The sequence below is a fragment of the Vibrio zhanjiangensis genome (assembly GCF_030161235.1).
GTDB classification, from domain to species: Bacteria; Pseudomonadota; Gammaproteobacteria; order Enterobacterales; family Vibrionaceae; genus Vibrio; species Vibrio zhanjiangensis.
This window is the reverse complement of sequence record NZ_BSPW01000029.1, coordinates 56990-68096: the sequence shown is the minus strand read 5'-3', so window position 1 is coordinate 68096 and position 11107 is coordinate 56990. Positions and strand designations below refer to the sequence as shown.

8 protein-coding genes are annotated in these 11107 nt (G+C 42.9%); 5 read left to right on the top strand and 3 right to left on the bottom strand.

All coding sequences use genetic code 11. The features are described from left to right. Positions 1–259 precede the first annotated feature (259 nt). Together fadD and rnd are read left to right on the top strand one after the other, a co-directional pair. Positions 260–1948: a long-chain-fatty-acid--CoA ligase FadD gene (fadD, locus tag QQK21_RS09070; protein WP_284191871.1), complete on the top strand. Its 1689-nt coding sequence runs from the start codon at positions 260–262 to the stop codon at positions 1946–1948. Positions 1949–2138: 190 nt separating this feature from the next. Then, positions 2139–3254, top strand: a complete 1116-nt coding sequence (rnd, locus tag QQK21_RS09065) for a ribonuclease D (protein WP_284191870.1) — start codon at positions 2139–2141, stop codon at positions 3252–3254. A 43-nt stretch (positions 3255–3297) separates the two neighbouring features. Here the strand turns inward: rnd and QQK21_RS09060 are convergent, their stop codons facing one another. Both QQK21_RS09060 and rne read right to left on the bottom strand, forming a co-directional pair. Continuing rightward, on the bottom strand, positions 3298–4857 hold the full coding sequence (locus QQK21_RS09060; protein WP_284191869.1) for a SulP family inorganic anion transporter: 1560 nt from the start codon (positions 4855–4857) through the stop codon (positions 3298–3300). Positions 4858–5152: 295 nt separating this feature from the next. Continuing rightward, positions 5153–8083 carry a ribonuclease E gene (rne, locus tag QQK21_RS09055; protein WP_284191868.1) on the bottom strand — a complete coding sequence of 977 codons (2931 nt, stop codon included), beginning with the start codon at positions 8081–8083 and terminating at the stop codon, positions 5153–5155. A gap of 565 nt (positions 8084–8648) precedes the next feature. Here rne and rluC point away from each other — a divergent pair. Continuing rightward, positions 8649–9602: a 23S rRNA pseudouridine(955/2504/2580) synthase RluC gene (rluC, locus tag QQK21_RS09050; RefSeq protein WP_284191867.1), complete on the top strand. Its 954-nt coding sequence runs from the start codon at positions 8649–8651 to the stop codon at positions 9600–9602. Between the two features lie 39 nt (positions 9603–9641). Here the strand turns inward: rluC and QQK21_RS09045 are convergent, their stop codons facing one another. Further along, positions 9642–10223, bottom strand: coding sequence for a Maf family protein (locus QQK21_RS09045; protein ID WP_284191866.1), 582 nt, complete (start codon positions 10221–10223; stop codon positions 9642–9644). A gap of 152 nt (positions 10224–10375) precedes the next feature. Between QQK21_RS09045 and yceD the strand changes: the two genes are divergently transcribed. Continuing rightward, a complete protein-coding gene (gene yceD / locus QQK21_RS09040; protein WP_284191865.1) occupies positions 10376–10900 on the top strand; it encodes a 23S rRNA accumulation protein YceD in 525 nt (174 codons plus the stop codon). Between the two features lie 31 nt (positions 10901–10931). Further along, complete coding sequence (gene rpmF, locus QQK21_RS09035; RefSeq protein WP_006959289.1) at positions 10932–11102, top strand: 50S ribosomal protein L32; 171 nt, start codon at positions 10932–10934, stop codon at positions 11100–11102. Positions 11103–11107 lie beyond the last annotated feature (5 nt).

Genomic DNA, 11107 nt, shown 5'->3' with positions numbered 1-11107 from the left:
AGTTAACGTAATGACAAAGTCGCTTGGTAATTAAGGTACGACAGAATCGCTTGGTGATCACAGCAATGGTTGAAGGGGGACATCATTGCCATTTACAATCCTCATCTAGAGTATCTGATCTAATTTTTGCTTTGGTTAACAAAATTTAAACCCGTGTTTGAGCCTTTCGTGCCCTGGTTGTGTTGCTGTGTTGTAATACCGACCTATTAGAACATGGCGTTTGATTGACATAAGCCAGCTTACTTCGAGGAGTGTTACCGTGGATAAACCTTGGTTGTCACGTTATCCTAGCAATGTGCCAGAGCACATCAATCCAGAACAATACCCATCTTTAGTTGAAATGTTTGAGAGCTCGGCGCATAAGTTTGCCGACCAGCCTGCATTTACAAATATGGGGACGGTAATGACTTTCCGCAAACTAGAAGAGCGTAGCCGAGCATTTGCAGCATATCTGCAAAATGAACTCAAACTTAAGAAAGGTGATCGCGTCGCATTAATGATGCCAAATTTACTGCAGTATCCAGTTGCTTTATTTGGTGTACTGCGTGCTGGCCTTATTGCGGTTAACGTTAATCCTCTGTATACGCCACGAGAGCTACAACATCAATTAAACGACTCAGAAGCTAAGGCTATTGTCATAGTTTCGAATTTCGCGAACACTTTAGAACAAGTTGTAGATAAAACGTCGGTTAGACATGTGGTCTTAACCAGTCTTGGTCAAATGCTTCCGAGAGCAAAGGGTACCTTAGTTGACTTTGTTGTAAAATACGTCAAACGTCTTGTGCCAAAATACAACTTGCCTAGTGCTATTTCAATGCGTAAGGCAATACACAAAGGACGTCGCCTACAGTATGTAAAGCCTTTTATGTCTGGTGATGATATCGCGTTTTTGCAGTATACGGGAGGGACGACAGGGGTTGCTAAAGGTGCGATTCTAACCCACCGTAATATGATTGCTAATATTATGCAGGCCAAAGGGATGTACGGCCCCATCCTAGATGAAGGTCGTGAAATCGTTGTCACAGCACTGCCGCTCTATCATGTCTTCGCCTTAACAGTAAACTGCCTATTATTTTTAGATCTCGGAGGCTGCAATCTTCTCATTACCAATCCACGAGATATTCCCAGTTTTGTAAAAGAATTGCAGAAGTGTCGCTTCACGGCCATCACAGGAGTAAATACTTTATTTAATGCTTTGATAAATAATGAAGACTTTCACGAGTTAAACTTTGGACAATTGAAGCTGGCTGTCGGTGGTGGCATGGCGGTTCAAAGATCAGTTGCTGAACAATGGAAAAAAACGACAGGTATTCACCTTCTTGAAGGCTATGGGCTGACAGAATGCTCTCCTTTAGTCACAGTGAATCCCCATGACTTAACCGAATATACTGGCGCAATTGGCTTGCCAGTTCCTTCAACAGAAGTTCGTATTGTGGATGATCAGGGTAATCCATTACCCAACACTGAGGTAGGGGAACTTCAAGTGAGAGGTCCTCAAGTCATGCAAGGCTACTGGCAGCGCCCAGAGGCGACGAAAGAAGTGATTAATATCGATGGCTGGTTATCGACGGGAGATATAGTGAGGTTCGATGACCAAGGGTTAATTCATATTGTTGATCGTAAAAAGGATATGATCCTAGTATCTGGCTTCAATGTCTATCCAAATGAAATTGAAGATGTTGTGGCGTCTCATGGTAAAGTATTGGAAGTTGCGGCCATTGGCCAGCCACACGAAGTGTCTGGAGAAGTTGTGAAGATTTACGTTGTTAAACGAGACCCCAGCTTAACAAAAGACGAGGTTATTGCCCATTGTCGTCAACATATGACAGGGTACAAGGTCCCTAAATTAGTTGAATTTAAAGACGAATTGCCGAAATCAAATGTCGGAAAAATATTACGGCGGGTCTTGCGTGAAGAGAATGATGCAAAGCTAGACAAAGTTAGCTAAGTTTAAATATGAAAAGAACCAAATACTTATAGAATAGATGCCTATAGGAAATAGCAGATTAAGATAAGTAGACCTTAGTTATAATATTGCCGGCTAGAACCAGCCGGCATTTTTATTTATCGACTCAAGGGTGTGTTGATACTTTAAACAAGGTGATTCAACTCGTCCTAATACTCACAGTGAGAGTGTTGTGAATTATCAGATCATTACCCAATCAGAACAATTAGACTCAGTTTGTCAGCAAGCCAGAAAAGCAGAATGTGTTATGTTAGATACTGAGTTTGTTCGAACTCGTACTTTCTACCCGCAACTTGGGCTTATTCAGTTATATGATGGTGTTCAACTTTGTTTAATTGATCCCTCGGTCATCGAAGATATGTCTTCTTTTATCGCTTTGCTCCAAGATACTGCTGTACTTAAAGTACTGCACGCTTGTGGAGAAGATCTCGAAGTATTTAATAATAGTTTCAATTGTTTGCCTAATCCAATGGTCGATACTCAGATAATGGCTGCATTTTTAGGTCATGGCCTGTCTACTGGATTTGCTGCTTTGGTTGACTCGTATTTAGGGATTGAGCTGGACAAAAGCGAATCTCGAACAGATTGGCTAGCAAGGCCACTTTCTAACAAGCAGCTTGAATATGCGGCAGCTGATGTTTTTTACTTGCTTCCTTTGTACGAAAAATTGCTTGAAGCAACCCAGCAGTCGGGCTGGTGGCTTGCTGCTCAGCAAGAAAGTGAATTGCTGGTAAACAAGCGTATTAAAGACGCTGATCCTGAGCTAGCCTATCTTGATATTAAAGGTGCGTGGCAACTTAAGCCTAAGGAACTGGCGATTTTGAAGCCTCTAGCGACGTGGAGGTATAAAGAAGCTATTCGTCGTGATTTGGCATTAAATTTTATCTTCAAAGAACATGACCTTTTTACGGTTGCCAAGTTAGGGCTGCAGAGTAAGCAAAGTATGGAAAGCGAGGGATTAGATAGCCGTTCAGTTGAGCGCCATAGTGCAAGAATTATATCCATTGTCAAATCAGCTCGGATGCTGCCCAGCGAAAGTTACCCTAACAAAATTGAGCGGCTAATGGATATGCCAAGATACAAGCAAAAATTCAAAGTGCTTAAAGATGAAGTTAAAAAGGTGTCTCAGTCTTCTGGGTTGGCTACTGAATTTTTGGCGTCTAAGAAGCAGCTCAATCAATTCATTTCTTGGGTGTGGAAGAAAGACCGAGACCCAGCACAGATACCTGAGGTGATGCAGGGATGGCGTTTGGCGTTACTTGGTGAAAGGTTGAATAAGCTTCTATAGAAACTAGACTACAAGGGCTTTCAAATGAAAGCCCTATGAACTATTAGCCTGCTAAAACGTCAGTGGCGACTTTGTAGCTTGGATCTTCTTTGACGTTAATTTCAATTAAACTTCCCGCTTTATCGAGCAGTTTACGACAATCTGGACTTAGATGACGTAGATGAAGAGTTTTGCCGACGGAAGAATATCGCTCAGCCAATGTTTCGATCGCTTCTATCGCAGAGTGATCGGTTACTCGTGAATCGGCAAAATCGACGATGACATCTTCAGGATCGGTTTGAGCATTGAATAACTCAAGAAAGTTAGCGGTTGAACCAAAGAAAATTGGCCCATGGATTTTGTACTCTTTTGAGCCTTCTTTATTTATGCTTGTGTCAGCGTAGATGTGTTTCGCATGTTGCCAAGCAAACATCAGCGCTGATGCAACCACGCCAACCCCAACGGCAATGGCAAGATCGGTTAATACAGTCACGACAGTAACAAGTACGATAACAAAAAAATCTTGCTTTGGAACTCGTCGGGCAAGCTTAAACGTAGCCCATTCGAATGTGCCGATTACCACCATGAACATGACGCCGACAAGCGCTGCAAGAGGAATCATTTCAATCAGTGCTGACGCAAATAAAATGAACATCAATAGTGCAATAGCCGCTACTATACCAGAAAGGCGACCACGTCCACCCGAGTTAACGTTAATCATTGATTGCCCAATCATGGCACATCCGCCCATAGCGCCGAATACGGAGCAGGTAATATTCGCCATACCTTGGCCAACACATTCTCGATTTGATTGACCTCGAGTATTGGTCATTTCGTCGAGTACTGTAAGCGTTAAGAGAGACTCTATAAGACCGATAGCGGCTAGAATAATCGAGTAGGGTAGAATGATTTGCAATGTTTCAAAATTAACTGGAACTATAGGCAATGCAAAAGTGGGTAGGGAGCCTGCAAGAGTCGCTTGATCATTCCCAGACATGGTACGAAGGAAATCAACGACCGTCCTTGTTTCAAGATCTAAGCCTATTACTAGTGCTGTTATACTTACTATGGCAACGAGTGAAGAGGGCACGGCTGTTGTGAATTTAGGCAAAAAATGAATGATAGCCATAGTCAGAGCAACCAATCCGAGCATTAGCATCATTTGTTCTTGTGGTAACCAAGTGAGTACGCCATTGATGTCAGGTGCTTTAAACTGCCCTAACTGAGCCAGAAAGATGACGATGGCTAAGCCATTTACGAAACCAATCATAACAGGGTGAGGGACTATGCGGATAAACTTACCTAGCTTACATATTCCAGCGGTTACCTGAAGCAAACCAGCTAGCATAATAGCGGCAAACAAATATTGTACGCCGTGTGATGACACCAGTGACACCATCACAACAGCCATTGCGCCGGTTGCGCCAGAGATCATGCCAGGTCGACCACCGAAAACAGAAGTGACCAGTCCGACAATAAAAGCAGCATAAAGTCCGACCATAGGATCGACACCTGCGACAAACGCAAAGGCAACCGCTTCAGGAACCAGTGCGAGTGCAACAGTTAAACCAGATAACACATCATTTTTTACAGAGTGTTTTGAAAATTGTGGAAATTCAAACATGTTTTCTCAGTTATGCTAAAAGTTATTGTAAATAAAAGATAACGATAAATTAATAAATAAAAGTATAGGCTCTGACTCTGCTTTCATGTAGGCAAAATAAATTGCAAAGAGTGTTGAAAATTAAGTGAAAGCGTCAAGACAGTGTGATGGATGCTACCCAAAACTGTGATTGAGTTCAACAATGAGTCAGAGTTCAGTACTGATAGATAATCTAGATTTTACTTCTATCAGGGATATAAAAAAGCAAAAAAACAGCCCCATTTATGGGGCCGTTTGATGCTTTCAGTATTACTGACTAATAGCTTTGAGGGCGAGCCATTGCTGCACTAGATTGATCACGTGCTACTTGACTGCCTGCACCTTTCGATGAATATCGAGTTTCGCGAAAGGGGGCTGCGATAACAGTGATTTCTTTCATTTCAGTATCACCAGGCGCTTTAGCCATAGGGGCTGACGCATGCCCTTTAAACGCTTTAGGAAGAATGATCTCTGAGTGAATTTTGTCATCTGAGGTCGGTTTTACTTCTTGCGTTTTAACAGGCTCTATCTCTGCTCCATCGATCGGATGCTCGATTGACGTATCGATATTGTCGCTTGGTGGCAATGCTTGCAAGTGGTCGGCATTTTCCATAGATGCGGTTGATTGTTCTTTAACTTGCTCATTAGCAGAACAATGGCGCTGAACAATGACTTTACCCATGGCCATCTCCGGACAAACAACACCACCTATTTGAGCCAGTGGTACAGTCTGAGTCGCATTTTCAACAGATTCAACTTCAACAGATTTCGGCTGTGGTTTGATAATGCCGTAACTTGGCATGACCTTACCCATCGCCATTTCTGGTGATGCCACCCCCCCTTTACGCAGCCTGAAAGGATTAGGGCGACGATCTCGACCACGACGTCTACGCTGACCACTCGCTCTTAGGTGACGTGGTGAACGACGGTTACGACGTTGTTTTGGCTGCTCTGCCTCATCGCTTGATTCAGTATTGGTTTGCTCAGTCACCTCGTCTTGAATCGCCGTAGCTTGAACTTGCTTAACCGCTTCTTCTTCAGCCGACTGAGCCTTCTGATCTTTTACTCTTACTTGTTTTGTCAATTTACGACGTTGACGACGTTCTTTAACTTTGGCCGTTTTCTCTTCAGGTTGCTGAAGCTTTTCTCCGCTTTGTACTTCAGCCGCAAGTTTTAGTCCTTCTTCTGCAACCTTTGTCGTATTCTCGTCTCGTTGCTTATGACGACGTTGTTCCTGTTTTGGCTTACGACTTGGTTGTTTACGCTCGACGGTCGTCGTTTTACTATCAGTGCTCAACTCTTCACGTTGTGGCTTGTTGTATTTATCGTCGCGCTTATCATCTTGGTTTGTTCTGCGGTTATCACGACTATTGCGACGGCGTTGGTCGTTACGATTGCGACGGTTACGATTGTTGCGCTGCCCCTCTTTTTGAGAGTTCTGAGCCTGTTTAGAGTCTGAGGACTGCTGTTCTTTCTGAGCACCAAACAAAAACTTACCAACAGCCTTGAACAGTCGAGAGATCAAACTTGGTTGACTCTTGTCTGATGTCGGTTTTTCAGATGCTTTTGATGACTGCTTAGGTGCAGGTGCTGATTGTGAAGGCGCTGCAAAACCTTTGAGTGCAGGCTCTTCCAGTTTTTTCGGCCTAGCATCAGCTTCTGATGTCTCTTTTCCTTCAGCTTCCTTGATCGCTTCTAACTTACTAGGAAGCAAATAGGATAAAAGGTCAAACTCCTCTCCCTCTCGGATGCGAATAACATCAAAGTGCGGAGTTTCCATATCTGAATTTGGAACGACGGTGATTTTAACTTCTTGAATGCGTTCAATATGATTTATCGAGCGCCGCTTTTCATTAAGAAGGTATGAAGCAATAGGCACGGGAACAACGGCAAGTACCTGAGCAGTATTGTCTTTTAGAGCTTCCTCTTCAATGAGACGAAGAACGGATAGCGCGAGGGATTCATTGTCACGTACCACGCCTGTACCCGTACAGCGAGGACAAATGTGATGGCTGGCTTCTGCTAGAGAAGGACTCAGGCGCTGACGAGACATTTCCAAAAGTCCAAAACGGGAAATGCGTCCAATCTGGACTCGCGCACGGTCTAGCCTCACTGAGTCACGCAGCCGGTTTTCAACTTCACGTTGGTGACGTACTGGCGTCATATCGATAAAATCGATGACGACTAGCCCACCTAGATCACGCAATCTAAGTTGTCGAGCAATTTCCTCTGCCGCTTCGAGGTTTGTGTTGAGAGCGGTTTCTTCAATATCGCCCCCTTTCGTTGCACGGGCCGAGTTGATATCAATGGAGGTGAGTGCTTCTGTTGGATCAATAACAATCGAGCCACCAGAAGGCAGACGAACTTCTCGCTGGAATGCGGACTCTATTTGACTTTCAATTTGATAATGACTAAAGAGAGGGATCTCCAAATCATATTTTCTAACACGATTTTCAAAGTCAGGTCGAACAAGGCGAATATGTTCCTTAGCACGTTGATGTATCGTATTGCTATCAATCCATATCTCGCCGATATCTGGACGAAGATAATCACGGATCGCTCTTACAATTACGTTGCTTTCTTGATGGATCAAAAGAGGAGCAGGCTGCGCTTCAGAGGCTTGCTTTATCGCACCCCAATGATTGAGAAGAACGTTAAGATCCCATTCCAATTCTTCTGCACTTTTGCCAACACCCGCAGTACGAACAATGAGTCCCATACCTTGAGGCAGATCTAGAGTGCTTAAGGCGGCTTTGAGTTGAGTTCGCTCATCCCCCTCGATGCGACGTGAAATTCCCCCTGCGCGAGGGTTGTTCGGCATCAAAACAAGATAGCTGCCTGCGAGAGAAACGAACGTAGTAAGTGCCGCTCCTTTACTGCCTCGTTCTTCCTTTTCTACCTGAACGATGACCTCTTGGCCTTCATTGAGTACCTCTTTGATACTCGGTCGACCTTGATAGGTGTATCCTTCAGGAAAGTATTCTCGTGCAATTTCTTTTAGAGGAAGGAAACCGTGTCTTTCTGAACCGTAGTCAACAAAAGCAGCTTCTAAGCTTGGTTCAATTCGAGTGATGCGTCCTTTGTATATATTTGCTTTTTTGGATTCGTGTCCTGGGCTTTCGATATCTAAATCATAGAGCCTTTGACCGTCGACCAAAGCGACACGCAACTCTTCTTTCTGAGTTGCGTTAATTAACATTCTTTTCATTAATAAATCTCGTTGTCATTCTATGGCTTTTGTTGCCTGTCGATTTCTTTCAAGGTGCCTGACCCCATGGCTAAATCTGTGCAGCCTCCCGGCTGGAGGGGTGCTCTGTGGGCACATCAGCCTCACAAGCGTTTGCCTGTGAGCCGCATACTAATGGCGGATAATACTCAACATGAAAGAGTTATGAGTAGGGCAACAATCTTGACTAATTCTAAAAATGTCTTACGCCATATGCTGCATTTCATTAAATTAGCGGCTACTCAATATCTTGCTTAACAATGACTGGGTTTTTGTAAAATAAGACCTAATCATCCATTGCAGGTGTGAACTATAGCAGTACCCAGTAAAGTCAGCAATCTGCTTTGCTATAAAAGGTTAAAAAACCTATTTTACATATTTTTAACTCGTTGTATTTAATGAAATTAAGTCAAACTAGTGTGGTTCATTAATTGTAATGAGAAATTTTTATGCTGAGTTAAAGTAAAACTCAGTTTTTTAGTCGTGTCAGGTAATATGTTAGCTATAAAACGTGAACTTAATGCCGTCTCAGTGGTAGAATGGGAAAATGAACGAAATTAGAACTCAAGTCCAGTTTGTTGAGATCGATGAAGACATGTCTGGGCAACGTATAGATAACTTTTTACGTAACCAACTGAAAAATATCCCTAAGAGCATGGTTTATAGAATCTTGCGCAAGGGGGAAGTGCGGGTAAACAAAAAGCGAATCAAGGCGGAATATAAACTTCAAGCAGGAGACTTAGTGCGCATTCCTCCTGTGACCATTGAAGAATCAGCTATCGAGCCAAAAACACTGAGCACTAAGCTAAACAAGGTCGCAGAACTCGAAGATATGATTCTTTATGAAGACGATCATATGTTGGTGCTCAATAAGCCATCAGGTACTGCGGTTCACGGTGGAAGCGGGCTAAAATTTGGTGCTATTGAAGCTCTGCGCGCACTGAGGCCTCAAGCACGTTTTCTCGAATTGGTACATCGTATTGACCGTGATACGTCAGGAATATTACTTGTTGCAAAAAAACGCTCTGCTCTTCGTCATCTTCAGGCACAATTTCGCGCCAAAACTGTACAGAAGTATTACTTTGCTTTGGTCATGGGTCAGTGGCCGTCGAGTTGTAAAAAGGTGACGGCGCCGCTACTCAAGAACGAAGTCAATAGTATTGTGCGCGTAAATTCACAAGGCAAAGCTTCTGAAACACGATTTAAAATTGTCGAAAAGTTTCGTGAAGCCACATTAGTTCAAGCGAGTCCAATCACAGGGCGTACGCATCAAATTCGAGTTCATAGCCAATATACAGGTCATCCAATTGCTTGGGATGATCGCTACGGGGATAGAAGATTTGATGCTTATATGGCTAAAGTGGGACTAGACAGACTGTTTTTGCATGCAGCCAATATCAAGTTTCAGCACCCCATGAATGATCAATGGATGATTATAGACGCACCAATGGGAGATAAGCTTAACAAAGTATTAGTGGATTTGCGTCAACTCAAACATTGAAAAATGTAGCCAGTACTCGCTGGCTACTCAAAGCAAGACTTATAAGATGTTCATCCCTTGTTGTTCCAAAATCTCAACCAGGTCGATGAGAGGAAGGCCGATTAATGTATTTGGGTCTTTACCCTCCAACTTTTTGAACAATGCGATACCTAACCCCTCACTTTTAAAACTGCCAGCGCAGTCATAGGGCATTTCTTTATCGATGTAGTTTTCGATTTGCGACTGTGTTAGCTCTCGAAAGTGGACATTGAAGGTATCTAAATGAACATGAGTTTGCTTACTGGTCGTATTGTGAACGGCTAGACCAGTATAAAACTGGATCATTTTTCCATTTTGGCGATGAAGCTGTTCAATGGCTACTTGCCGATTGAGCGGTTTGCCAATGATCTCTCCTTCAATCACACATATCTGATCGCTGCCGATAATCAGGCTTGGCTGATCTACTATGCAAGATTCGGCTTTGGTTTTTGCTAGGCGCTTAACCAAATTTTCAGGGCTTTCACCTTTTAGCGGCGTTTCATCACAAGTAGGTGATGCGGTGATAAAAGGTATCGACAGTTTGGCCATGATTTCTTGCCTGTATTTAGAGGTTGAGGCAAGGACAAGTTGATAATTTGTCATGTTTTTTATTTACAATCTATTTTTTAGGATGCGAAGAGATTAAAGTATATTGAGCAAAACGTCTTAATGGTTTTGCTACAAATGAAAAAAACTATAACTTTTTGTCCTTTTTCTTTGACTAAAAATGAATAGGAAGATAGAATTCGCGCCCTATGCAAAAGGTAAAAATACCGCGAACAGTTGATCCGGCACGGGCTGCGCAAAAACGTCTAGACTACGATGGAATCATCCAAGTCAGTCTTTTTAAGCGCTTGTTCGAATCAGTTGAAGGCGTTAAACGCGACGCTCATGTGTCATTGTCATTTGAGTTAGATGAACAGCGACTTGTTGTTATCTCTGGTAAAGCTAACATCGAAGTTGATTTAGAGTGTCAACGCTGTAACGAGAACTTTGCTTACGAATGCGAAGTTGAATTCACTTACACACCCTATTTAGGTGAAAAAAGTGAAGAGAATGCACCGGAAGAGTACGATTTGGTAGATCTGAACGAGTACGGTGAAATTGACTTGATACAGTTAGTTGAAGATGAGTTCATTCTAAACTTACCTCAGATTGCCAAGCATGATGAAGCGGATTGTAGCGTTCAATCAGATAATTTGGTATTTGGTGAAATTCCACAAGAGATTTTGGAAGACAAGCCAAATCCATTCGATGTTTTAAAAAACTTAAAGAACTAGTTCTTTAAGCGTTAACATAGGAGTAGGGTCAATGGCCGTACAAAAGAGCAAGAAATCACGTTCTAAGCGTGGCATGCGTCGTTCTCACGATGCCCTAAGCACAGCTGCGCTATCTGTAGATGCGACTTCAGGTGAAACACACCTACGCCACAATGTAACTGCTGAAGGTTACTACCGTGGTAAAAAGGTCATCAACAAGTAAGGTTG